This window comes from Sphingomonas sp., from assembly GCF_036387595.1.
GTDB lineage: Bacteria > Pseudomonadota > Alphaproteobacteria > Sphingomonadales > Sphingomonadaceae > Sphingomonas.
Genome location: NZ_DASVTL010000058.1, coordinates 1 through 22,923 on the forward strand (window position 1 = coordinate 1; position 22,923 = coordinate 22,923).

General features: G+C 66.7%; 25 protein-coding genes. 11 read left to right on the forward strand and 14 right to left on the reverse strand.

The genetic code is table 11. The features are described 5' to 3' along the window. Positions 1-151: 151 nt before the first annotated feature. Positions 152-1,033: a rod shape-determining protein MreC gene (gene mreC, locus VF643_RS04730; protein ID WP_331042220.1), complete on the reverse strand. Its 882-nt coding sequence runs from the start codon at positions 1,031-1,033 to the stop codon at positions 152-154. Between the two features lie 25 nt (positions 1,034-1,058). Then, positions 1,059-2,099: a rod shape-determining protein gene (locus VF643_RS04735; protein ID WP_331042221.1), complete on the reverse strand. Its 1,041-nt coding sequence runs from the start codon at positions 2,097-2,099 to the stop codon at positions 1,059-1,061. Between the two features lie 156 nt (positions 2,100-2,255). Between VF643_RS04735 and mutL the strand changes: the two genes are divergently transcribed. Beyond that, positions 2,256-3,986 carry a DNA mismatch repair endonuclease MutL gene (mutL, locus tag VF643_RS04740; RefSeq protein ID WP_331042222.1) on the forward strand — a complete coding sequence of 577 codons (1,731 nt, stop codon included), beginning with the start codon at positions 2,256-2,258 and terminating at the stop codon, positions 3,984-3,986. An 819-nt stretch (positions 3,987-4,805) separates the two neighbouring features. Here mutL and rplI read toward each other — a convergent pair. From rplI to VF643_RS04760, 4 genes are all read right to left on the reverse strand, one after another. Continuing rightward, entirely contained in the window at positions 4,806-5,396 is a 591-nt protein-coding gene (gene rplI, locus VF643_RS04745; protein ID WP_331042223.1) for a 50S ribosomal protein L9, read from the reverse strand. Between the two features lie 12 nt (positions 5,397-5,408). Beyond that, positions 5,409-5,633 carry a 30S ribosomal protein S18 gene (gene rpsR, locus VF643_RS04750; RefSeq protein WP_331042224.1) on the reverse strand — a complete coding sequence of 75 codons (225 nt, stop codon included), beginning with the start codon at positions 5,631-5,633 and terminating at the stop codon, positions 5,409-5,411. After that, a complete protein-coding gene (rpsF, locus tag VF643_RS04755; RefSeq protein ID WP_331042225.1) occupies positions 5,633-6,094 on the reverse strand; it encodes a 30S ribosomal protein S6 in 462 nt (153 codons plus the stop codon). Before rpsF ends, rpsR begins: the two co-directional genes overlap by 1 nt. A 156-nt stretch (positions 6,095-6,250) precedes the next feature. After that, on the reverse strand, positions 6,251-6,619 hold the full coding sequence (locus VF643_RS04760) for an RcnB family protein (RefSeq protein ID WP_331042226.1): 369 nt from the start codon (positions 6,617-6,619) through the stop codon (positions 6,251-6,253). 201 nt (positions 6,620-6,820) lie between these two features. Here VF643_RS04760 and fabD point away from each other — a divergent pair, with 201 nt between their 5' ends. The 6 genes from fabD (at position 6,821) to mltG (ending at position 11,719) form a co-directional block, all read left to right on the forward strand. Continuing rightward, positions 6,821-7,780: an ACP S-malonyltransferase gene (gene fabD, locus VF643_RS04765; protein ID WP_331042227.1), complete on the forward strand. Its 960-nt coding sequence runs from the start codon at positions 6,821-6,823 to the stop codon at positions 7,778-7,780. Positions 7,781-7,812: 32 nt separating this feature from the next. After that, complete coding sequence (locus VF643_RS04770; protein WP_331042228.1) at positions 7,813-8,244, forward strand: GxxExxY protein; 432 nt, start codon at positions 7,813-7,815, stop codon at positions 8,242-8,244. Next, positions 8,244-8,981: a 3-oxoacyl-[acyl-carrier-protein] reductase gene (fabG, locus tag VF643_RS04775; protein ID WP_331042229.1), complete on the forward strand. Its 738-nt coding sequence runs from the start codon at positions 8,244-8,246 to the stop codon at positions 8,979-8,981. The genes VF643_RS04770 and fabG overlap by 1 nt, the downstream gene beginning before the upstream one ends. A gap of 90 nt (positions 8,982-9,071) precedes the next feature. Further along, a complete protein-coding gene (locus tag VF643_RS04780; RefSeq protein WP_331042230.1) occupies positions 9,072-9,308 on the forward strand; it encodes an acyl carrier protein in 237 nt (78 codons plus the stop codon). A 146-nt stretch (positions 9,309-9,454) separates the two neighbouring features. Then, positions 9,455-10,714, forward strand: a complete 1,260-nt coding sequence (gene fabF, locus VF643_RS04785; RefSeq protein ID WP_331042231.1) for a beta-ketoacyl-ACP synthase II — start codon at positions 9,455-9,457, stop codon at positions 10,712-10,714. A gap of 36 nt (positions 10,715-10,750) precedes the next feature. Then, on the forward strand, positions 10,751-11,719 hold the full coding sequence (gene mltG / locus VF643_RS04790) for an endolytic transglycosylase MltG (RefSeq protein ID WP_331042232.1): 969 nt from the start codon (positions 10,751-10,753) through the stop codon (positions 11,717-11,719). A gap of 180 nt (positions 11,720-11,899) precedes the next feature. On the opposite strand, the gene eda is transcribed toward mltG, so the two are convergent. The 8 genes from eda to VF643_RS04830 all read right to left on the reverse strand — a co-directional run bounded on the left by eda (position 11,900) and on the right by VF643_RS04830 (position 19,213). Further along, the gene (gene eda, locus VF643_RS04795; protein ID WP_331042233.1) at positions 11,900-12,505 is read right to left on the reverse strand and encodes a bifunctional 4-hydroxy-2-oxoglutarate aldolase/2-dehydro-3-deoxy-phosphogluconate aldolase; all 606 of its coding nucleotides are present in this window, start codon (positions 12,503-12,505) and stop codon (positions 11,900-11,902) included. Continuing rightward, positions 12,502-13,482: a glucokinase gene (gene glk, locus VF643_RS04800; protein ID WP_331042290.1), complete on the reverse strand. Its 981-nt coding sequence runs from the start codon at positions 13,480-13,482 to the stop codon at positions 12,502-12,504. The genes eda and glk overlap by 4 nt, the downstream gene beginning before the upstream one ends. 17 nt (positions 13,483-13,499) lie before the next feature. Further along, on the reverse strand, positions 13,500-15,311 hold the full coding sequence (gene edd / locus VF643_RS04805; protein ID WP_331042234.1) for a phosphogluconate dehydratase: 1,812 nt from the start codon (positions 15,309-15,311) through the stop codon (positions 13,500-13,502). Between the two features lie 117 nt (positions 15,312-15,428). Beyond that, a complete protein-coding gene (pgl, locus tag VF643_RS04810) occupies positions 15,429-16,133 on the reverse strand; it encodes a 6-phosphogluconolactonase (RefSeq protein ID WP_331042235.1) in 705 nt (234 codons plus the stop codon). Between the two features lie 42 nt (positions 16,134-16,175). After that, positions 16,176-17,639, reverse strand: coding sequence for a glucose-6-phosphate dehydrogenase (zwf, locus tag VF643_RS04815; protein WP_331042236.1), 1,464 nt, complete (start codon positions 17,637-17,639; stop codon positions 16,176-16,178). A gap of 11 nt (positions 17,640-17,650) precedes the next feature. Then, positions 17,651-18,577 (reverse strand): N-acetyl-gamma-glutamyl-phosphate reductase, encoded by a 927-nt coding sequence (gene argC / locus VF643_RS04820; RefSeq protein WP_331042237.1) that lies wholly within the window; start codon positions 18,575-18,577, stop codon positions 17,651-17,653. Then, positions 18,574-18,705, reverse strand: a complete 132-nt coding sequence (locus VF643_RS04825) for a hypothetical protein (RefSeq protein ID WP_331042238.1) — start codon at positions 18,703-18,705, stop codon at positions 18,574-18,576. Before VF643_RS04825 ends, argC begins: the two co-directional genes overlap by 4 nt. Positions 18,706-18,880: 175 nt before the next feature. Next, on the reverse strand, positions 18,881-19,213 hold the full coding sequence (locus VF643_RS04830) for a MarR family transcriptional regulator (protein ID WP_331042291.1): 333 nt from the start codon (positions 19,211-19,213) through the stop codon (positions 18,881-18,883). Positions 19,214-19,463: 250 nt separating this feature from the next. Between VF643_RS04830 and secG the strand changes: the two genes are divergently transcribed. The 4 genes from secG to VF643_RS04850 all read left to right on the forward strand — a co-directional run bounded on the left by secG (position 19,464) and on the right by VF643_RS04850 (position 22,878). Then, positions 19,464-19,823, forward strand: a complete 360-nt coding sequence (secG, locus tag VF643_RS04835) for a preprotein translocase subunit SecG (RefSeq protein ID WP_331042292.1) — start codon at positions 19,464-19,466, stop codon at positions 19,821-19,823. Between the two features lie 85 nt (positions 19,824-19,908). Further along, a complete protein-coding gene (locus VF643_RS04840; RefSeq protein ID WP_331042239.1) occupies positions 19,909-21,546 on the forward strand; it encodes a CTP synthase in 1,638 nt (545 codons plus the stop codon). Positions 21,547-21,638: 92 nt separating this feature from the next. Next, positions 21,639-21,884: a hypothetical protein gene (locus VF643_RS04845; RefSeq protein WP_331042240.1), complete on the forward strand. Its 246-nt coding sequence runs from the start codon at positions 21,639-21,641 to the stop codon at positions 21,882-21,884. Further along, complete coding sequence (locus tag VF643_RS04850) at positions 21,877-22,878, forward strand: sensor domain-containing diguanylate cyclase (RefSeq protein ID WP_331042241.1); 1,002 nt, start codon at positions 21,877-21,879, stop codon at positions 22,876-22,878. The genes VF643_RS04845 and VF643_RS04850 overlap by 8 nt, the downstream gene beginning before the upstream one ends. Positions 22,879-22,923: the final 45 nt, after the last annotated feature.

Sequence of the window (22,923 nt, forward strand, 5' to 3'; positions counted from 1 at the left end):
AGCATCAGCAGGCCCATCGGCGGCAGCAGCGGCAGGCTGGCGACGACGGGCATGATCGTCACCAGCGAGCCGCCCATCACGCTCAGCCACGGGATCGCACGCGCGCGCCCCTCGGGCAGCGGCTGCGCGAACGGATCATAGTCGGCGGTGCTCATCGCGGCGCGGGCACCGGCGTGGCGGCGCTCGTCGGGATCGGCATGAACGGCCGCACGACGAGCGCGAAATCGAGTGAATCGGGCGAGGCGAACGGGATCGCTCGCACCGTATCCATGCCGCGGGCGGCGACCTGCGCGACCGGCACGCCCGGCGCATAGAGGCCGCCGGTGCCCGATGTGACGAACGTATCGCCGCGCGCGAAGCGGACGTTGGTGGTGTTGACCGACCGGATGTCGACCGTCCCGTCGCCGCGACCCGCCGCGATCGCGGGGATGCCGTCGCGGACCCGACGCACCGGCACCAGGCTTTCCGGATCGGTGACCAGCAACACCCGCGCGGCGAGCGGGCCGGTCTCGACGATCCGGCCGATCAGTCCATCCGGGCCGCGCACCGCCATGCCGCCGCGGACGCCCTGAAAGCGCCCCGCGTCGAGCAGCGCGAAGCGCCGGCCGCTCGATGCGGTGGAACTCACCAGCCGCGCGGCGACGACCACCGCTGCTTCGCGGTCGCGCAACGTCAGCAGGCGCCGCAGTCGGCGATTGTCATAGGCGACGATCCTCGCACGCGTGATCAATGCTGCCGAGCGCTTGGCCTCGGCACGCAGGCGCGCATTCTCGTCATGGACGCGGAAATAGGTGCCGATCGTCTCCGGCACCGCGGCGACGCCGCGCACCGCGCCGTCGAGCAGGCCCGATACGGGCGCGGTGACGCTGGCGACGGTCATCCGCAGCGCCGCGAACGCTGGCGGATCGAAGGTCGAGACGACGAGCAACACCGCGCCGACCACTGCGCCGGCCACCGCAAGCACATAGCCGAGAAAGACCGAATATTGCCGCCGCCGCGAAAACCCGGTGCGGCGGTCGCGGGCAGGCGCCATGCGCCGGTCCCCCCGTCAGTGAAAGTTAGCCGTTCTGGAGAACGCCGCGGTACATCGGATCTTCGAGCGCGCGGCCGGTGCCGAGCGCGACGCAGGTCAGCGGGTCCTCCGCGACCGTCACCGGCAGCCCGGTTTCGTCGCGCAGCACCTCGTCCAACCCTTCCAGCAGCGCGCCGCCGCCGGTCAGCACGATGCCCTGATCGACAATGTCGGCCGCGAGTTCGGGCGCAGTGTTCTCCAGCGCGACGCGCACGCCTTCGACGATCGTCGCGACCGGCTCGCTCAGCGCCTCGGCGATCTGGCCCTGGTTGATCTGGATTTCCTTGGGCACGCCGTTCACCAGGTCGCGGCCCTTGATCTGGATAATCATGCCGATGCCGTCGGCCGGCGGCTTGGCGATGCCGACTTCCTTCTTGATCCGTTCCGCGGTGGCTTCGCCGATCAGCAGATTGTGGTTGCGGCGGACATAGCTGACGATCGCCTCGTCCATCTTGTCGCCGCCGACGCGCACCGACGTGGTATAGGCCAGCCCGCGCAGGGAGAGCACCGCGACTTCGGTGGTGCCGCCGCCGATATCGACGACCATCGACCCGATCGGCTCGGTCACCGGCATGTCGGCGCCGATCGCGGCGGCCATCGGCTCCTCGATCAGCCACACCGTGCTGGCGCCCGCGTTGGAGGCGGCGTCGCGGATCGCACGGCGTTCGACCTTGGTCGATCCCGACGGCACGCAGATCACGATCTCGGGCCAGCGCGCGAAGCGGCGCGGGCCGTGCACCTTCTGGATGAAATATTTAATCATCTGCTCGGCGACGTCGATGTCAGCGATCACGCCATCGCGCAGCGGCCGGATCGCCTCGATATTGCCGGGGGTCTTGCCCATCATCATCTTGGCGTCGTCGCCGACCGCCTTGACGCGCTTGACGCCGTTGATCGTCTCGACCGCGACGACCGACGGCTCGTTCAGCACAATGCCGCGACCGCGCACATAGACCACGGTGTTCGCGGTGCCGAGGTCGATCGCCATGTCGTGCGACATGAATTTCAGGAAACGGGGCAGCTTCATCGGTGATCGGTTCCGTAGGGCCTTGAGCCACCGGAGCGAGGAACCGGGGCTGGTTCGCACAACGCCTCGCGCGAAGGGATCGCCATGCCTCAGGCGGCACGGCTCCTTCACGTTTGCGCCTCGCGGGAGCGGCCCGCTTGGGCTAGAGACCCACCCGTGTCAATACGCCGACTCCCCCCACATCTCGTCAACCGCATCGCCGCGGGTGAAGTGGTGGAAAGGCCCGCCAGCGCGTTGAAGGAGCTGGTCGAGAACGCCATCGACGCGGGCGCGGCGCGGATCGCAGTGGTGTTGTGCGCGGGCGGGACGGCGCGGGTCGAGGTGGCAGATGATGGCTGCGGCATGAGCGCAAGCGATATCGCGCTGGCGCTGGAACGCCATGCTACCTCGAAGCTGCCCGACGAGCATATCGAGGCGGTCTTGACGCTGGGCTTTCGCGGCGAGGCGCTGCCCTCGATCGCCAGCGTCGCGCGGCTGACGATCGAGAGCCGCACGGCGGATGGCGACGGGTGGCTGCGGACGGTCGATAACGGCGACGTGGTGCGCGAAGGCCCTGCGGCGCTGCCACCGGGAACGCGTGTGGTGGTCGAGGATCTGTTCGCGCGGGTGCCGGCGCGGCGCAAGTTCCTGCGCAGCCCGCGGGCCGAATATGCCGCCTGCCTCGATATCGTCCGCCGCCTGGCGATGGCGCGGCCCGATATCGCCTTTTCGGTCGAGCATGACGGCCGCCGGGTGCTGGCCGCGATGAACCCCGAGGACCGGCCGGCACGGGTGGCGGCGCTGACCGACCGTGCGCTCGCCGGCAATGCGGTGACGGTCGATCTGGAGCGCGACGGCATCGTGCTGGGCGGGGTCGCCGGGCTGCCGACGTACAACCGCGGCGTCGCCGATCACCAATATCTCTTCGTCAACGGCCGCCCGGTGAAGGACCGGCTGCTGATGGGCGCGATCCGTGGCGCCTATGCCGAGATGCTGCCGCGCGACCGCCATGCGGTGGTGGCGCTGTTCCTCGACGTGCCGCCGGGCGAAGTCGACGTCAACGTCCACCCCGCCAAGACCGAGGTCCGCTTCCGCGATCCGGCGCTGATCCGCGGGATGATCGTCACCGGCCTGCGCCGTGCGCTCGACGCCAACGGGTTGCGCAGCGTACAGCGGCCGCCCGAGTCCTCGCTGGCGATGTGGCAGGCCGAGGATACGCTGGTGCTAGATCGTCTGCCTGCGGTGTTCGAGCGGCGCCAGACTTTTTTCGCTCCGCCGCCACAGGCTCGTGCCGAGCCAGCCGCCGAGCCGGTCCCCGAAACGATCCGATTCCCCCTCGGTGTCGCGCGCGGGCAGGTGGCGCGAACCTATATCGTGGCCGAGGCCGAGGACGGACTGGTGCTCGTCGATCAGCATGCCGCCCACGAGCGCCTGGTGCTGGAACGCATGCGTGCGGCGCTGAGCGGGGGCAGGGTTGCGGCGCAGGCGCTACTCCTTCCCGAGGTAGTTGAGCTGGACGAACCGGCGTGCGACCGGCTGGAGGCGCGTGCAGCCGAACTGTCCGACTTCGGGCTGGATCTCGAACGCTTTGGTCCCCGCGCGATGCTCGTCCGGGCGACGCCGGCGATGCTGGGCAGCGGCGATGTCACCGGGCTGGTCACCGATCTAGCCGACGAACTCGCCGCGCACGACGAGGCCTTGTCACTGCGCGAGCGGCTCGACGCGGTGGCGGGGACGATGGCGTGCCACGGATCGGTACGCGCCGGGCGGGTGCTGTCGGTCGCGGAAATGAACGCGTTGTTGCGTGAGATGGAGGTCACGCCCCATTCGGGCCAGTGCAATCACGGGCGGCCGACCTGGGTGAAGCTGGGACATGGCGATCTGGAGAAGCTGTTCGGGCGGCGTTGAAGCCGGTGGAGGCGGGATCAGCGCGCGAAAGGTCACTGGAAAGTCACATCCTACAGGCTATCCGTCCGTTCAAAGGTAATGAAGGTAACGTGTATTCCCGGCGGGAGTGCGGGGGGGCGTGGGCAAGGCCGGTCGACAGCGACTCCAGAGGCGCGGGATCGTCGGGTGCGGCGATGAGAAAGAGCAAGCGCCGGTCTGCACCGGATCGAAGCCACGATGGCACGGCCGGCACGTTGTAGGACAGCGGCATATTCATCGGGGGGCGGCCGAGTGCGGGGGTTCGTCATCGCTCACCCTCGCTCCGGTGCCGGGTCGGAGCGTCGCTTCTTGCTGAGCGACGCAGTCATACCGAATGGAAAGCTCTTGCCCGTCCGGGGTACGGGTTTGATCTAGGGCGGATCGACATTCAGCCGTTGGAGTGGCTCATCGGTTCGATCTTTCCTGTTCTCCTGCGAAAGCAGGAGTCCAGGGTGGCAGGGCACATTGCCCGTGGCTCTGGGCTCCTGCTTTCGCAGGAGAACAGATGCCGCAGGGCGAGACTCGGATGAATGTCGATCCGTCCTAGAGGAGATGCTTGAAACTGATCCGTTCGTCCTGAGGAGCCGCTGAGCGAAGTCGAAGCGGCGTCTCGAAGGGCAGGTGAGACCCACTGTCCTTCGAGACGGGCCTTCGCCTGCGCTCAGTCCCTCCTCAGGACGAACGGAAGTAAGCCAATCCAACGTCATTATGCTCTGGCCCCCAGCGCGATTGGCGGACGCATGAAAAGGGCCGCCCGGACATTGCCGGGCGGCCCTTTCCTATTCAGCAGTCAGCCAAGACTCAGGCCTGTGCAGGCTCGTCGTTCGCGACTTCGGCCGTCGCACCGGGTTCGGCGTTGGGATCGTAATCCTCGACGAAGCCGGCCTCGTCGCGCTCGAACATCGACGCCATGACGTCGACGCCCGACGCCTGCATCTCGGCTTCTTCGGGCGAGCGGGCGACGTTGACCTTGACGATCACCGACACCTCGGGGTGAAGCGCGATCTTCACCTGCGACACGCCGATCGCCTTGATCGGCTTGTCGAGCACGACCTGCGACTTGGTCACTTTGTGGCCGTCGGCGACCAGTGCATCGACCAGGTCGCGCGCTGCGACCGAGCCGTACAGCTGGCCGGTGTTCGACGCCTGACGGATCAGCGTGACCGTTGCATCGTTGAAGGTCTTGGCTTCCTTCTCGGCATCGCCGCGACGGGTCGCATTGTCCGATTCGATCCGCGCGCGGTTCGATTCGAAGACCTTGCGATTGGCTTCGTTGGAGCGAAGCGCCTTCTTGTTCGGCAGCAGGAAGTTGCGGGCGTAGCCGTCCTTGACCTTCACCACGTCGCCGATGGCGCCGAGCTTCTCGACGCGTTCCAGCAGAATGACGTCCATTATCCGGACTCCTTACTTAACGACGTAGGGCAGCAGGCCCAGGTGACGCGAACGCTTGATCGCCTGGGCGAGTTCGCGCTGCTTCTTGCCGCTCACGCTGGTGATGCGCGAGGGGACGATCTTGCCGCGCTCGGAGACGAAACCCTGGAGCAACCGGACGTCCTTATAGTCGATCCGGGGGGCATCCTTGGCCGAAAACGGGCAGCTCTTGCGGCGGCGGAAAAACGGACGGGCCATTATTCGGCTCCCTCTTCACGGTCACGACGGGGTCCACGATCCGGGCGGTCGCCACGATCCGGGCGATCACCGCGCGGGCCGCCGTCACGGCCACCCTCACGCCCGCCTTCACGGTCGCCACGACGCTCGCGGTCGCGCTCCTGCTTGCGCATCATCACGCTGGGGCCAGCTTCCAGCTCATCGACCTTGACGGTCATGTAGCGGATGATGTCCTCGTTGATCTGGGTCTGACGCTCCAGCTCGGCGACCACGCCTGCGGGCGCGTCGATCTCGAGCATGACGTAATGCGCCTTGCGGTTCTTGGCGATGCGGTACGCAAGACTGCGAAGGCCCCACGACTCGGTCTTGACGACCTTGCCCTGGTTATCCTCGACGATCTTGGTCGCGGCTTCCGCCAGCGCGTCCACTTGCGCCTGTGCCAGATCCTGGCGCGCAAGGAACACGTGCTCGTATAGAGCCATGCTTCTTCCTTATCATTGGCCGATCGCTGACGTGCGCCCCATGCGTCACGCCCCTCCGGCTGTCGTCTTCGAAACAGCACGAAGGCGGGAAGCTCGCGCTCCCCGCCTTGTGGCTGGCCGGTCCCTTACGCTTTTCGTAACGAAACGCAAGGTGGCTTAACGGATCACGCCTGCGATGACCGACGCGATCACGCCGCTGGCGATGCCGACCAGCAGGGCGTCGTTGCCCGACTGGACGTAGCGATAGCCGCGCGGCGGCGGGCGCAGGCCACGATACTGGCGATAGTCGATCTGGCGATAGTTGCGCGCCTGACGCTGGTCGAAGCGGTCACCCCTGCGCCAGTTGGTGCGATATTGCGGCTGGCGAACGACGGTGCGCTGCTTCACGACGACGCGGCCGTTCGGCTTCTGGCGCACGACGGTGGTCTGGCGTTCGCCGCGCTGCGGCGCGGCTTCGGCGGCGGAGGCGGCGAGGGGACCGGCGACCAGCGTGGCGGCGATCGCGGCGAGGATGAACGTCTTCATGATCTTGCTCCAAAATCCGGCGCCCTTGCTCGGCGTCGGGATCATATCTGGGACCGGCCTGTCGCTGCGCGGTGCCGTCCAGGCACGTAATTGGTCGCCGTTTGTCGCAAACCGTGCGGCGTCGTTCAGGTTGCATCGGCCGCCGGGCGTGCCTAGTCGGCGCGGTTCTTCAAGGAAGCCGGGATCAAGGGAGCCGAGATCATGCGCGCATTCATATTTCCGGGGCAGGGCAGCCAGGCGGTCGGCATGGGGCAGGCGCTGAGCGACGCCAGTCCGGTCGCCCGCGCGGTGTTCGGCGAGGTCGACGAGGCGCTGGGCCAGCATCTGTTCCGCACGATGACCGAAGGGCCGGCGGAGGATCTGCTGCTGACCGAGAATGCGCAGCCCGCGATCATGGCCAATGCCATCGCGACGCTGCGCGTGCTGGAGCAGGAGGGGGGTATCCGGCTGGCCGACAAGGCGGACGCGGTCGCGGGACATTCGCTGGGCGAATATACTGCCCTTTGTGCAGCGGATGCGCTGGATCTGGCGACCACCGCACGGCTGCTGAAGTTGCGCGGGCGTGCGATGCAGGCGGCGGTGCCGGTCGGCGAGGGGGCGATGGCGGCGTTGCTCGGCGTCGATCTGGAGCGGGCGCGAACGATCGCGGGCGCCGCCGTCGACGCGATTCTGGCGGAGGGCGGCCCGGAATTGGTCTGCACCGTCGCCAACGACAACGATCCATCGCAAGTGGTCATCTCCGGCCACCGCATCGCGATCGAGCGTGCGGTCGCGCTGGCCAAGGAGTTGGGCGCCAAGCGTGCGCTTCTGCTGCCGGTGTCGGCGCCGTTCCATTGTCCGCTGATGCAGCCCGCCGCCGATGCGATGGATGCGGCGCTGGCGCAGGCGGACCTGCGCGCGCCGCTGGTGCCGCTTTACTGCAACGTCGATGCGGTCGCGGTCGCCGATCCGGGCGCGATCCGCGCGCTGCTGGTGGCGCAGGTCACGGGCATGGTGCGCTGGCGCGAGTCGGTGCTGGCGATGGTGGATGCGGGCGTGAGCGAGTTCGTGGAATTCGGCGGCAAGGTGCTGGCCCCGATGGTCAAGCGCATCGCGCCGGATGTGACGGCGACGAGCGTGGTGACGATGGATGATGTCGAGGAATTGCTGAAGAGGCTTTGATTCACGCGGAGACGCGGAGACGCGGAGAAGAAGTGAGAGATATAGATCAGATCAGCGGTGACGTGCTCGACTTGGCGGTGAGAGTGCACCGCGATTTGCGGCCGGGCCTCCTCGAGAGCGTTTATGAAACGGTGCTTGCCGGTAAGCTGGGCGCGATGGGCTATGATGTCGCGCGCCAGCGTTCGATCGGCATAGATTTTGAAGGCATGAGATTTGAAGCCGCGTTCCGTATTGATCTTCTTGTAGACGAGCGATTGCTCGTCGAGATCAAGTCGGTCGAACGGCTCACCGTGATCCACGCCAAGCAGTTGCTGACCTATTTACGCCTCACCAAGCAGCCCGTCGGGCTGCTTCTCAACTTCGGTGGCGCGACGCTCAAGGAAGGGGTGCGGCGGATCGTTAACGGCCACCATTCCTCCGCGTCTCCGCGCCTCCGCGTGAATCAAAAACAAGGGAAAGACTGATGTTCGACCTCACAGGCATGACCGCGCTCGTTACCGGCGCATCGGGCGGGATCGGTTCGGCGATCGCGCAGGCGCTGGCGGCGCGGGGGGCGCGGCTGGCGGTCTCGGGATCGAATGCGGCGAAGCTGGACGCGTTCCGCGGCGAACTGGGCGGTGAGCATGTCGCGCTGCCGTGCGATCTGTCGGATGGCGCCGCCGTCGATGCGCTGGTCCCGCAGGCGGTGGCGGCGCTCGGCCGGCTCGATATCCTCGTCAACAACGCCGGCGTCACGCGCGACAATCTGGCGATGCGGATGAAGGACGAGGAATGGTCCGACGTCATCCGCGTCAATCTGGAGGCGGCGTTCCGGCTCTGTCGTGCCGCGGCCAGACCGATGATGAAGGCGCGCTTCGGGCGGATCGTGTCGATCACGTCGGTGGTCGGCGCGACCGGCAATCCGGGCCAGGCGAATTACGCGGCGTCCAAGGCCGGGCTGGTCGGCATGTCGAAGGCACTGGCGCAGGAACTCGCGAGCCGCGGGATCACGGTCAATTGCATCGCGCCGGGCTTCATCCGCTCCGCGATGACCGACGGCCTGCCCGAGGCGCAGAAGGCCGCGCTGACGCAGCGCATACCCGCCGGTGATCTGGGAACCGGTGCCGACATCGGCGCGGCGGTCGTCTATCTGGCAAGCCGGGAGGCCGGCTATGTCACCGGTCAGACGATCCACGTGAACGGCGGAATGGCGATGATCTAGAGGGACGCTGCAGGCTTGCCACGGCACCACCTGCGTTCTAGGTGCGTTCAGGAATACCTAAACCCTGCCAAGCACGAAGAGGGACTGTTTATGAGCGAGACCGCCGACCGCGTGAAGAAGATCGTCGTCGAGCATCTCGGCGTCGAGGCCGACAAGGTCACCGAGGAAGCCAGCTTCATCGACGATCTGGGTGCCGACAGCCTCGACATCGTCGAGCTGGTGATGGCGTTCGAGGAAGAATTCGGCGTCGAAATTCCAGACGATGCCGCCGAGAAGATCACGACCGTCAAGGACGCGATCACCTATATCGACGAGCATAAGGCGTAAGATCGAGGGCGGCGCGAGATCGGCGGGCACCAGGCCCGGCGTCGGCGCCCGCACGGGTCGATTTGAAACGGCTCCCCGTCCCCGCTGAGAGGGCGGGGGGCCGTTTCGCTGTATAAGCCTTGGTCAGAGGCAATATGGAGAAGAGCATGCGGCGTGTCGTCGTAACCGGATTGGGGATGGTCACGCCGCTGGGAGCGGATGTCGAGACCGTGTGGGCCAACATCCTGGCATCGAAATCGGGCGCCGGGCCGATCACCCGCTTCGATCCCACGGGCTATAAGTGCCGGATCGCCTGCGAGGTGAAGCCGGCGGATCACGCTTATGGTTTCGATGCCAACAAGCGCGTCGACCACAAGGTCCAGCGACAGGTCGATCCCTTCATCGTCTTCGGCATAGATGCCGCGGCGCAGGCGCTGGAAGACGCCGGGCTGACCGACATGAGCGAGGCCGAGCGTTTCCGCGCGGGCTGTTCGATCGGCTCAGGCATCGGCGGGCTGCCGGGGATCGAAAGCGAGTCGCTGGTATGCCGCGACAAGGGGCCGTCGCGGGTCAGCCCGCATTTCGTCCACGGGCGTCTCATCAATCTGATCTCGGGCCAGGTTTCGATCAAATACGGGCTGATGGGACCGAACCATGCGGTCGTCACCGCCTGTTCGACCGGCGCGCATTCGATCGGCGACGCCGCGCGGATGATCGCGATGGACGATGCCGACGTGATGCTCGCGGGCGGCGCCGAGGGGGCGATCTGCCCGCTCGGCATTGCCGGCTTCGCGCAGGCGCGGGCGTTGTCGACGGGTTATAACGACACGCCCGAAAAGGCGAGCCGCCCCTATGACATCGGCCGCGACGGCTTCGTCATGGGCGAGGGCGCGGGCGTGGTGTGCCTGGAGGAATATGAGCATGCCAAAGCGCGCGGCGCGAAAATCTATGCCGAAGTCATCGGCTATGGCCTGTCGGGCGACGCCTATCACGTCACCGCGCCGCATCCCGAGGGATCGGGCGCGTTCCGCTCGATGGAGATGGCGATGCGCAAGTCGGGCCTGGCGCTCGACGATATCGACTATATCAACGCGCACGGCACCTCGACCCCGCTCGGCGACGAACTGGAGCTGGGCGCTGTGCGGCGGCTGTTCGGTGGTGCGCTCGGCGATGTTTCCATGTCGTCGACCAAGTCGGCGATCGGCCATCTGCTCGGCGGCGCGGGCGCGGTCGAGAGCATCTTCTGCATGCTGGCGATGCGCGATGGCATCGTCCCGCCAACCCTCAATCTCGACAACCCTAGCGAGAATTGCGTCGGGGTCGATCTGGTGCCGCATGTCGCGAAGAAGCGGAAGGTGCGCGCGGTGCTCAACAACAGCTTCGGTTTCGGCGGCACCAATGCGTCGCTGGTGATGCGCAGTGTGTGACGCAGGTTCCTCCACTCAGCACGAAGCGATGTAGCGGTGCGCAAGCTGGGATGCCTGGCGCTGATTGCGTGCGTCGCCGCGGTGGTTGCGCTGTTCCTGGTGGTGCAGGGCTGGGGCGGCGCGGGACCGGCGAGCCGCACGCTGACGATCGTGGTCCCACAAGGGGCGAGCCTGACGTCCGCCGCGACCGCGCTGGAGCGCGAGGGCGCGATCCGCTCGGCATCACGCTTCCGGCTGCTGGCGCGGGTGTTCGGATCGGGCGAGCCGATCAAGGCGGGCGAGTACCGCGTGCCGCCGCACACCAGCGCTTCCGACATCCTGAAGCTGCTGCAGGGTGGCAAGACGCTCCAGCGGCTGGTGGTGGTGCCGGAGGGGTATCCGTCGGTACTGGTCCACGACGCGCTGGCCAAGGCCGACGGGCTGACCGGAACGGTGCCGGTGCCCGCGGAGGGATCGGTGCTGCCCGACAGCTACGCCTTCCAGCGCGGCGACACGCGGGTGCAGACCGTCGCGCGGATGCAGCGGGCGATGCGCGATTATCTCGCGGCTGCCTGGGCGAGGCGTAAGCCGGGCATTGCGGTGACGACGCCCGAACAGGCGATCACGCTGGCGTCGATCGTCGAGAAGGAGACCGGCAAGCCCTCAGAACGGCGTATGGTCGCCGCGGTCTACGGCAACCGGCTGCGCGTCGGCATGCCGCTCCAGGCCGACCCCACCGTGATCTATCCGCTGACCAAGGGCCGCCCGTTGGGGCGCCGCATATTGCGGTCTGAATTGCAGGCGAAGAACGGCTACAACACCTATGCCGAACGCGGGCTGCCGCGCGGTCCCATTGCCAATCCGGGGCGTGCGAGCATCGACGCGGTGCTCGATCCGGCGCAGTCGAGCGCGCTGTACTTCGTGGCGGATGGGACGGGGGGGCATGTTTTCGCGAATACGTTGGCCGAGCACAACGCCAATGTACGGAAATGGTATGCGATCAGGCGCGCCCGCGGCGAGATGTAGTTCAAGTCGCGACGGGTAGATCAACCTTCACTGCATGTGTCTGTACCGGCAAAAAAAGGATGAGCGCAGCGCAGCCGAATCCGATTGCCGCCCAGACATACCGTTTTTGCCGGACATCCTCCACGGCGCGGGTCAGGCAATAGATCGCGACGATCAACCCGATCGCTGTCCACCACCACATCACCGCCTCATCCCAGCCGCAACTCTCGCCCTAGCTTCGACGTCGGCCATCGTGCCGCCGGTAATCCAGCTGCCGCCGACACAAAGCACCGGCTTGAATGCCAGCCACTCGGGTGCGCTCGCCTCGGTGATGCCGCCGGTCGGGCAGAAGCGGCATTGGTAGAAGGGTGCCGCCAAAGCCTTCAGCGCCTTCAATCCGCCGCTCGTCTCGGCGGGGAAGAACTTGAAGTGGGTCAGCCCCAGGTCGAGGCCGCGCATGATGTCGCCCGCGGTCGCCACGCCGGGCAGATAGGGGACGCCCGACCTGACGATCGCCTCGCCCAGCCGCTGCGACAGGCCGGGGGAGACGATGAATTCGGCATCGGCCTTCATCACCTGCTCGAACTGTTCGGTATCGACGACGGTGCCCGCGCCGACGATCGCGCTGGGCACGCGCTTCATCTCGGCGATGGCTTCGAGGGCGGCGGGGGTGCGCAGCGTCACCTCCAGCACGCGCAGGCCGCCGGCGACCAGCGCCTCGGCCAGCGGCCTTGCGGTGGCGGCGTCCTCTATCACCAGCACCGGGATGACGGCGCTCGTCTGCATGATGGTCGCGATGTCGGTCATATATGCTGGGTTCCGGTATGTTCTTGGGCGAAGGCGGCCGCGGCGCCGAACAGGCCGGGCTGGGGATGGGTGATGAGCTTGACCGGGATCGCCGCCATCAGCGACTGGAACCGTCCCTTGGCCACGAAGCGATGGTCGAAGCCGGAACGCAGCAGCTTGTCCTTGATCCGCAGGCCCAGACCGCCGGCGATCACCACGCCCTTGGCCCCGTGTGCCAGCGCCAGGTCGCCGGCCACTGCCCCGAGCGCCAGGCAGAATCGGTCCAGCGCTGCCAAGGCGATCGAATCGGTTCCTTCCAATGCTTCGGTCCAGATCGCCCGGTCGTCCCGGCTGGGCACCGCGCGGCCCTCCAGCTCGGCGAGCGTTTCGTAGATCGCGACGATCGCGGGCCCTGCGCATACCCGCTCGGTCGACACGCGCGTGAAGCTCTTGCGAAGCCGCTTGACGATCGCGTCCTCGATCCCGTCAAGCGGGGCGTAATCGACGTGTCCGCCCTCGGTGGAGAGGACGTGGTAGCGATCGGCGGTCTTGAAGACCTGGGCGACGCCGAGACCCGTGCCAGGACCGCAGACGGTGGTGACGCCGAGCGCGGGCAAAGGCTCGTCGGGGCCGCACAGGTGATCGAAATCCTCTTGCGGCAATTGCGCGACGGCATGGCCGACCGCGCCGAAATCATTGATGATCGTGTGAACGTTGGCGCCCAGCCGCGCCGCGATCAAAGAAGGCCGGATCACCCAGGGGTTGTTGGTCAGCCGGATGACGTCCCCGGTGATCGGCGAGGCGACCGAGATCGCGACCGCGGGGGGCAGCGGCTTGCCATGAGCCGCGCCGAACGCTTCCCACGCGGTCTGGAGGGACGCATGTTCGGCGGTCTTCTGCGTCATCGGCTCGCCGAGCGCGACGACGCGGCCACCCTCCACCTGCGCGAGGGCGAAGCGGGCGTGGGTGCCACCGATATCGACTGCGACGACGTCCATCATCTCTCCCCCGGACCCTAAAGCATCGCCGCGGCGAGCACCGCGGACGCGCCCTTTTCGGCTTCGTCGGCCAGGCCGCGGAACATCGCGAACAGTTCGCGGCCCATGCCCACCGCAGGCGGCGGTGCCGCGGCGATCGGGCGGGCGGCCCATTCGTCCGCGTCCACCAGCGCCTCCAGCGTGCCCGCGGCGGCGTTGACGCGGATCAGGTCGCCGTCGCGGATCTTGCCGATCGCGCCGTCGAGCAGGGCTTCGGGCGAGCAATGGATCGCGCACGGCACCTTGCCGCTGGCGCCCGACATGCGGCCGTCGGTGACCAGCGCGACCTTGAACCCGCGGTTCTGGAGGACGCCGAGCGGCGGGGTCAGCTTGTGCAATTCGGGCATGCCGTTGGCGCGCGGCCCCTGAAAGCGGACTACGACGACGACATCGCGTTCCAGTTCGCCCGCCTTGAAGGCTTCGAGCACGTCGAGCTGGTCGGTGAAGACGCGCGCTGGTGCCTCGATCGTCCAGCGTTCGCGCTCCACCGCGGATACCTTGATGCAGGCGCGGCCGATGTTGCCGGCCAGGATGCGCATGCCGCCGTCGTGCGAGAAGGGAGCGGAGGGGGGGCGCAGGATGGTGTCGTCGCCGGTCTCCCCTGCCTCGGCCCAGCTGAGCGTGTCGCCCTGCAGCGAGGGTGCGTAGCCATAAGCCGATAGATCGCCGCCCGCGACGGTGGGAATGTCGGCGTGGAGATGGCCGCTGCCGATCAACTCGCGTATGACATAGGGCATGCCGCCCGCCGCCTCGAACGCGTTCACGTCCGCCGATCCGTTGGGATAGACCCGCGCGATCAGCGGCACGGCGCGGCTCAAGTGATCGAAATCGTCCCAGTCGATCACGATCCCCGCCGCGCGCGCGATCGCGGGCACGTGGAGCAGATGGTTGGTCGATCCGCCGGTGGCAAGCAGCCCCACCGCGGCGTTGACGATCGCTTTTTCATCGACGCAGTGGCCTAGCGGCCGGTAATCGTCGCCGCGCGCGCCGATCCTGGCCAGCGTATGGACCGCGGCGCGGGTCAGTTGCTGGCGCAGCTTCGTGCCTGGATTGACGAAGGCGGCGCCGGGCATGTGCAGGCCCATCACCTCCATCATCATCTGGTTGGTGTTGGCGGTGCCGTAGAAGGTGCAGGTGCCCTTGGTATGATAGGCCGCGATCTCGGCGTCGAGCAGTTCCTCGCGCTCGGCGAGACCCTCGGCATAGCGTTCGCGCACCGCCGCCTTGGCCTTGTTGGGCAGGCCGGTCGGCATCGGCCCGCCGGGGATCAGGATCATCGGCAGATGGCCGAAGCGCAGCGCCCCCATCAGCAGGCCCGGCACGATCTTGTCGCAGATGCCGAGCAGGGCTGCGCCCTCGAACGTGCCGTGGCTCAGCGCGATCGCGGTCGACAGCGCGATCGTATCGCGGCTGAACAGCGACAGCTCCATGCCGGGATAGCCCTGCGTCACCCCATCGCACATGGCGGGAACGCCGCCCGCGACCTGGGCCGTCGCGCCCACCTCGCGCGCCCACAGCTTCATGAGTTCGGGGTAGCGGTAATAGACGGCGTGCGCCGAGAGCATGTCGTTATAGGCGGTGACGATGCCGATGTTCATGCCGCCGTCGGCCTTCATCGCGTCGCGGTCCTCGTCGGTGCCGGCATAGGCATGGGCGAGGTTGGCGCAGCCCAGATTGGGGCGGCGTATGGCGGTCGCCGCCTCGCGTTCGATCAGCGCCAGGTAAGCCCCACGCGACGGGCGCGATCGTTCGATCACGCGGTCGGTCACGGCAGAAACGATGGGGTTCATGTCCCTCTTCCCGTTCGTGCTGAGCGAAGTCGAAGCACTTCGCCGACGTTCATCCATGCCCTTCGACTTCGCTCAGGGCGAACGGAGGCTGGGAGGAGGCCGGTGCACCTCATCGCATCAAGCCGCCCAATGGATGTCGATCGGCAGCTCGACGTCGGCCAGCACGCGGCCGATGGGGTAGGCCGACAGCGGACCCTGCGCGATGGCCTTTTCGATCACGTCGCGCTTGTCCTGACCGGTGACCGCGATCATCAGCGCGCGCGCGGTGACGATACCCTGGCGGCTGAGCGAAACCCGCGGCACCGGCGCATCCTTGGGCAGCGGATCGGGCATGACGCCAAGTGCGCGGCGCTCCTTTGGGCCGTCGAGCGCCTCGTCGAAGTCCGGACCGGGAAAGATCGACGCGGTATGCCCGTCCACGCCGACGCCGAGCAGGCACAGATCCAGCGGCCAGTGAAGATCCTGCATCAGCGCATCCGCGGAGCGGCCGGCGGCCTTGTAATCGTCGGTAGCCTTGGGAACGATCGGCATCACGCGGGCGCCCTTCGGCAGGAAGATCCTGGCGAGCGCGGTGACGTTGGACAGCGCATCGCCGAGCGGCACGATGCGTTCGTCGGTCGGAATGATCGTCACCTTCTTCCAGTCGAGCTTGGCTTTCGCCAACTTCTCATAGGCGGGCAGGGGCGTCTTGCCGCCCGCCAGCGCGATCACCGCGGAGCCGCGCGCGTCGATCGCGCTTTCGATGACGAACTGAACGTCACCTGCGACGGCTGCTGCCAGTTCGGTGGCGTCGTCGTAATCCCACCATTCGATCTCGGTCATGTGATACTCTATCTCAAGGATTTAAAAAACAGCGGCCGTGGGTCAGTCGTCCTGCCACGTCACCCCGTCGCGCTCGGTGAGCGCGATTGCCGCGGACGGACCCCAGGTGCCCGAAGCATAGGGTTTGGGTCTGGCGCCGTTGGTGGCCCAGCCGGCGCGGATGGCATCGGTCCAGGTCCATTGCGCCTCTACCTCGTCGCGCCGGACGAACAACGTCTGATCGCCTTCGATAAGGTCGAGCAGCAGCCGCTCATAGGCGATGCGGCGGCGCGATCCGGCAAATTCGGCATCCATGCTCAGGTTGAGCGGCACTTCGCGCAACCGGATCCCGTCGCGATCGAGTCCCGGCTCCTTGGCCATCACCAGCATCTGGACATATTCCTCCGGCTGGAGGCGGATGACGAGTACGTTGGGCTGAAGCCTGCCGCCCCGCCCGGTAAACATCGAATGGGGTACGGGCTTGAACTGGATCGCGATCTCGGACCGGCGAGAGGCCATCCGCTTGCCGGTGCGCATATAGAAGGGCACCCCCTGCCAGCGCCAATTGTCGACATGCGCCTTGACCGCGACGAAGGTTTCGACGTCCGAATCCTTGCCGAGTTCGTCGTCATAGCCCTTGACGATCTCCCCCTTTACCGCGCCCGCCACGTATTGCCCGATCACCGTGTGGCTGGCCACGTCGTCCGGCGTGATCTCACGGAGCGCCCGGAAGACTTTCGCCTTTTCGTCGCGGATCGCGGTTTTGTCGTAGCGCGACGGCGGTTCCATCGCGATGAGGGCGAGCAATTGCAGCATGTGGTTCGTCACCATGTCGCGCAACGCGCCCGCGCCTTCGTAATAGCCGGCGCGATCTTCCAGCCCGACGGTTTCCGAAATGGTGATCTGGACGTTATCGATCCCGCGCGCGTTCCAGACGGGTTCGAAGAAGGAATTGCCGAAGCGCAGGGCCAGGATGTTCTGGACCGTCTCCTTGCCGAGATAATGATCGATCCGGAAGATGCGGTCCTCGGAGAACGCCGATGCCACGGTGTCGTTGATCTCCCGGCTGGAGGCGAGATCGTAGCCCAACGGCTTTTCCAGCCCGATGCGCACCGTCTCGCCCGCCAGCCCAACGGCACGAAGTCCTTTGACCGCGGGTTCGAACAGCGACGGCGCCGTCGAAAGGAAGATCGCCAGCCCGCCGGCGACGTCGCCTACCTTCTGGGCGAGAGGCGCGAAGGTACTTTCGTCGGAGAGGTCGGCCGCCTGATAGCTGAGCCGTTGAAGGAAGGTGACGACCGCGTCTTCATTCTTGCGGTCGTCGGGCAGAAACTCGTCCAACGCGCCCTTGGCGAAATCGCGGAAGCTGGCGTCGTCATTCTCAGACCGGGCGGAGGCGACGATCGCCAATCCCTCGGGCAACAATCCATCCGCGTGGAGGCCATAAAGCGAAGGCAGCAGCATCCGCTGCGCCAAGTCGCCCGTGGCGCCGAAAAGGAGGAGCTTGCCAACCGGTGTTCGTGCCATGACTTGTCCGATCAGAAGATGAGGCCGGCGGTGGCATCGAGCCGAGCCATGATGTTGAGATTCTGGACCGCTGCGCCGCCTGCGCCCTTGCCGAGATTGTCCAGGGTGGCGACAAGCCTGACCTGCCCGCTGGCCGGATCGCCGAATGCGCGAAGGGTCATGCGGTCGCTGCCGGCATTTTCCTCGATCGCGACGGTGGCGCCGTCACTCTGCGCGATCGTCACCAAAGGTTGCCCGGCATAAGCGTTGTGCAACACCGTTTCGATATCGCCGCACGACGGGCTGGCGGGGAGTGCGCGCAGATGCAGCGGCACTTCGACGATCATTCCGCGATAGGTGTTCGCCACTGCGGGTGCGAACACCGGCGCGTGCGTCAATCCGGCCAACCGCTGCATCTCTGGCAGATGCTTGTGACCGCCGCCATAGGCATAGCCGCGAAAGGCAGGCGCTCCGGGCTGGCCGAACTCCGCGACCATTGCCTTGCCCCCCCCCGAATAGCCGGAGACGGCGTTGACGCTGAGTGGCCAATCGGCCGGGATCAGCCCGGCACGGACCAGCGGGCGGACGAGCGCGAGGAAGCCTGTGGGATAGCAGCCGGGATTGGCGACGAAGCGCGCGGCCGCGATCCGCGCGGCCTGATCGGCCTCGAGTTCGGCGAAGCCGTAGGTCCAACTCTCAGCCACCCGGTGCGCGCTCGAAGCGTCGATCACGCGGGTGCGCGTATTGTCGATCAGGGCCACCGCCTCGCGCGCGGCATCGTCGGGCAGACAGAGAATGACGAAATCGGCATCGTTCAGCGCTTCGCGCCGTGCGTCCGCATCCTTGCGCCGGGCGTCGTCAAGCGTAATCACAATAATGTCGCTGCGCCCGGCCAGCCGCTCGCGGATTTCGAGGCCCGTGGTTCCGGCCGCGCCGTCGATGAAGACCGTGGCGCTCATGAGGGGGCCAAAGCCGCAGCGGGAAGATAGCCGACCAACTCGGCACCTGGCGCGATGCCCCAGGCGAGCGCTCCGGCAAATTCGAGCACCTCGAACAGGTCACCCGTAGCCAGTAAAGCGACTGCCACGGACGACGGGTCGCGCGCGGCGCGCAACGTTTCGGGACGAGCAAGCGTGCGTGGGATCGGCGCAGCATAATGCGGTGCGAATACGTATGCAGCCAAGCGCACGTCGGCCAGATCAGGCCGCACGGCGTTGGTTCGCGGGTCGAGAACGATCGACGGTCCGCTCAGCGCGAATCCTTCACGCGGCGGCGAGGGGGGCCGGAACGCGGGCGGCTGGGGCGTCGCGGTCGCCGATAAACTGCCCGAACTCTTCAAGAAAGTCTGCCCCTTCGGTCGTCTTGGCAACGAAGATGTTGCGTTTGTCGCTGTCGTCGCGCTGGCGGCGCAGATAGCCGAGCGCGCCCAATCTGTTCAAGGCGCGCGTCACGACCGGTTTAGACACATTCAACGCCCGCGCCAGCCCGCGAACGGTATGCGGCCCCGGCCGCAGGTACACCACTAACAGCAGCGCCATCTGGCGGTTGGTCAGATCGGGTTCCCCCGAGCGGACGTAATCGACCAGAGCGGTCATCCACACGGATAGAGTCTGGGCGTCGGCTGCTGCCACGAATAGCGATCCATCGTTCAGCCCGTACCGATTGACGTCGGTGGATCGGGCGTCGTTTCGCAGTCATAACGCTGCGGCAACCCACGGGTTTCGCGCGTGCAAACACTTTCGTTAACGAATGGCTGGAAACCCCGCCGGGGTGGCGCGGTTGATCGCGACGGACGCGTGGCCTATGTGCAGCGCCTTCAAGCATCATCCGGATACCCCTGGCTTCATGTTCGCCTTCCTGCTCGTCGTCCACGCCATCATCGCCGCGACCCTGGTCACGGTGATACTCATGCAGAAGTCGGAGGGCGGCGGTCTGGGCATGGGGGGAAGTCCCTCCGGACTGATGTCGGCGCGCGGCGCGGCGGATTTCCTGACGCGCGCCACCGCGGTGCTGGCGACGGTGTTCGTGCTGTTCTCCATCGTGCTGGCCTTCTACGCCGCATCGCGCAGCGGCCCCGCACCGCTCGACCCGTCGCTGGTCCGCCAGCCCGCGCCCACGACCCAGACGGCGCCGATCCAGACGGCACCCAGGACGGCACCGGTGCCCGCGACTTCGGACGACGGCAGCGTACCTCTCGCTCGCTGAAGCAGGCCGCTTCGTCGCATCGCGGCGTCCGCGGACCTGCGGACGCTTGTCGTTCGCCCCCATTAGACGCTAGGCGATTGATCCCATGGCGCGGTACATCTTCATCACCGGCGGCGTGGTCTCGTCGCTGGGCAAGGGGCTCATGGCAGCCTCGCTCGCAGCTCTCCTCCAGGCGCGCGGCTATTCCGTGCGCATCAGGAAGTTCGATCCCTATCTGAACGTCGATCCGGGAACGATGAGTCCCTATCAGCACGGCGAGGTGTACGTCACCGACGATGGGGCCGAAACCGATCTCGATCTCGGCCATTACGAGCGCTTTACCGGCGTCGCCGCGCACCAGTCCGACAATGTGACCTCGGGCCGCATCTATCAGCAGATCATCCAGCGCGAGCGCCGCGGCGATTATCTGGGCGCGACCGTGCAGGTGATTCCGCACGTGACCGACGCGATCAAGGCGTTCGCGCGCGCCGACACCGACGGCCTCGACTTCGTGCTGTGCGAGATCGGCGGGACCGTCGGTGACATCGAATCGCTGCCCTTCATCGAGGCGATCCGCCAGTTGAAGAACGAGGTCGGCCGCGGCCAGGCGGTCAGCATCCACGTTACCCTGGTGCCCTATATCGCCGCGGCGGGCGAGCTGAAGACCAAGCCGACCCAGCATTCGGTGCGCGAACTCGCCGCTTTGGGGGTGGCGCCCGACGTGCTCGTCTGCCGCTGCGAACATCCGCTGCCGCCGTCGGACCGTGCGAAGATCGCGCTGTTCTGCAACGTGCCCGCCGCCGCGGTCATCCCGGCGCTGGATGCCAAAAGCATCTACGCGGTGCCGCTGCAATATCACGCCGAGGGACTCGATTCGGAAGTGTTGCGCGCGTTCGGGATCGAGGTCGGCGAAGCGCCCGACCTCTCGCGCTGGAGCCGCATCGTCGATCGCCTGACCAATCCCGAGGGGGAGGTGACGATCGGCGTCGTCGGCAAGTACGTAGGGCTGCAGGACGCGTACAAATCGCTCAACGAAGCGCTGGTCCACGGCGGCATCGCCAACAAGGTGCGGGTGAACATCCGCTGGATCGACGCCGAATTGTTTGAAGGCGACGATCAGGCCGAGATTGCGGCCCACCTCGAACCGCTCCACGCCATCCTCGTGCCCGGCGCGTTCGGCGAGCGCGGGGCGGAGGGGAAGATCGCCAGCGTCCGTTTCGCACGCGAGCGACGGGTGCCGTATTTCGGCATCTGCTTCGGCATGCAGATGGCGTGTATCGAGGGTGCGCGCGACCTAGCCGGTATCGCCGGTGCGTCCTCGACCGAGTTCGGCGCGACCGACGAGCCGGTCGTCGGGCTCATCACCGAATGGATGGGCAAGGCCGGGCTGGAGAAGCGCGAGGCGGAAGGCGATATGGGCGGTACGATGCGGCTCGGCGCGTATGATGCCAAGCTCGGTGCGAACAGCGTCGTCGCGTCGATCTATGGCGGCACCGAGATCTCCGAACGCCATCGTCACCGTTACGAGGTGAACACCGGGTATCGCGAGGCGCTGGAGAAGGGGGGCCTGGTGTTCAGCGGCATGTCGCCCGACGGGATGCTGCCCGAGATCGTGGAACGCCCCGATCATCCCTGGTTCGTCGGCGTGCAATTCCACCCCGAACTCAAGAGCAAACCCTTCGACCCGCACCCTCTGTTCGCCAGCTTCGTGGAGGCGGCAGTCAAGCAGAGTCGCCTCGTCTGATCTCCGGGGATCCGCAATTGGATAATGATCCAGGTTACGTTTTATAAACTTGGACCTGCCAGACGCTGTGTTCGCGGAACGAGGGCGTCGGTATGATCGAGTTGCTGGATGCGCTGGCCGCATCGCCGATGTTGCCGGTGGGCGCGACGATCCCCGCGGAGCTTCTGCCCACCATCGCGCGCCACAGGGCCAACCTGTCCGGCCTGGTCCGCAACCTGCGCCTTGCCGGTATGGACGATGTGATGATCGAGAGCAGCGTCCGCCAGCTGCTCGACTCCTACCGCGACGAACTTCTCCGCGCTGTCCGAACTCTGATCGAGGACCGAACCGATGGATGATTCCCTGCTGTCCGACGAACCCGGCCGGCTCGCCGCCCTTCGCCGTTATGCGGTGCTCGACACCGCACCCGAGGCCCAGTTCGACAAGATCGTCACGCTCGTGCGCACTGTGTTCAAGGTGCCGATGGCGACGGTGACCCTGGTCGACAAGGACCGGCAATGGTTCAAGGCCAAGCTGGGGCTGGCGGTGCCCGGCACGCCGCGCGACGTATCGTTCTGCACCCACACGATTCGTCAGCGCAAGCCGCTGGTCGTGGCCGATACGTACGCCGATCCACGATTCGCGAACAACCCGCTGGTGACCGGCGAACCCTATCTGCGCAGCTATGCAGGCGTGCCGCTGTGCTCGCCCGACGGCTATAACGTCGGAACGCTTTGCGCGATGGACGTGGTGCCGCGCGAATTCTCCGTCACCGATGTCGCCATCCTCGAGAACCTCGCCAGCCTGGTCATCGACGAACTCGAACTGCGCCAGATCGCGCAACGCGACCAGCTGACCGGCGCGCTGACGCGGCGCGGCTTCGTCGAGCTTGCCGAAAAGGACATCGCCCGTCGCGACCGATACGCAAGGCCGAGTTCGCTGCTGATGTTCGACGTCGACCGGTTCAAGTCGATCAACGATGGCTATGGCCATCCCGCCGGCGACCGCGTGCTGCAGACCCTGGCCGACGTCTGCGCGGAGGCGATGCGCCCGAGCGACGCGCTGGGCCGCATCGGCGGCGAGGAGTTCGCGCTGCTGCTGCCTGAGACCGACCATGACGAGGCGATGGCCGCGGCCGAGCGGTTTCGCGCGTTGATCGAGCGCCATGTGTTCACGCTCGCCGACGGCACCATCCTGCCGGTCACCGCCAGTTTCGGCGTTGCGACCCTGGATGGTTCGATCAGCGATGCCGCAGCGTGGATCGCCGCCGCCGATGCGCCGCTCTATTCCGCCAAACGCGAGGGACGGAACCGGTGCTGCAGCGCGGAACGCCGGGGCGCGCTGGCTGCCTGAGCAGCATTCCACCCATATCCGTCGCGCGAACCCCTGTGCGCTTTC